Annotated in this window: 1 protein-coding gene; it reads right to left on the bottom strand. The window is 65.1% G+C overall.

What is annotated here, in order from left to right:
* Nucleotides 1-144: 144 nt before the first annotated feature.
* Entirely contained in the window at nt 145-960 is an 816-nt protein-coding gene (gene proC / locus EOB49_RS34095) for a pyrroline-5-carboxylate reductase (protein ID WP_127383517.1), read from the bottom strand.
* Nucleotides 961-997 lie beyond the last annotated feature (37 nt).

The following is a 997-nucleotide window of genomic DNA, read 5'->3' as shown; positions in this document are numbered from 1 at the left end:
GTCGCGGCATGGATCCTGGGGTCTGCGCCGCGTCGCTGCGCTCCTTGCTTCGCCCCAGGATGACGAAGCGATGTGCATTTCCGCCAAGCCATCAACGCAAGCACGTCCGACCCATCAAAACTTCGGCAGCGGAGGAGTTGACGTTTATTTCCCCAGTTCGACAGACCTGAGCCGCGCTGCCTCCACCGCCTGCGTCAGCAGATTGGTCAGCCGGTGCTCGCCCATCAGCACGGCCAGCGCCGCGGCCGTCGTGCCGTTGGGGCTGGTGACCTGCTGGCGCAGCACGCCTGGTTCCTCGCCGCTTTCGGCGGCCAGCGAGGCGGCGCCATAGACTGTCTGCATGGCGAGCAGCTTGGCGGTCGCCGTTGGCAGCCCGGCCTTCTCGGCGGCCACGGTCAGCGCTTCGATGAAATGGAAGATGTAGGCCGGCCCAGATCCGGAGACGGCGGTCACCGCATCCATCAGGCCCTCGTCGTCGATCGTGGTCACTTCGCCGCTCGCCGACAAAAGGTCGGCGACGAAACGCTTGGTGTCTTCGGAAACCAGCCTGTTGGAGAACACCACCATCATGCCCTTGCCGATTGCTGCCGGCGTGTTGGGCATGCAGCGCACGATCGGCGCGCGGTTGCCGAGGATTTCCTCGAAGGTGGTGGCCGGCGTGCCGGCGGCGATGCTGACGAAGGTGGTGCGGCCATCGCCGAAACGCTTGTAGGCGGAGGTGACATCGCGGATCACCTGCGGCTTCACCGCGATGACGACGAGATCGGGCACGGCATCGGCCGGGATGCTGCCGGCATCGGCTGATGTCGCGCAGCCCAGCGTGGCCGCGCGATTGCGCAGATCGGCATTGGGCTCGACCACGAAAACCGCTGATGGCGCGAGCTTACCGGATTTCAGCCAGCCTGAGAGCATGGCGTAACCCATATTGCCGCAGCCGGCGAGAACAAGCCTGATCGTCATCGAAAGCCCTCCGAAGGAAGGCCTTCACATAGACGCT

This window comes from Mesorhizobium sp. M7A.F.Ca.MR.148.00.0.0 (genome assembly GCF_003997735.1).
GTDB lineage: Bacteria > Pseudomonadota > Alphaproteobacteria > Rhizobiales > Rhizobiaceae > Mesorhizobium.
This window is presented reverse-complemented; position numbering and strand designations above follow the sequence as displayed.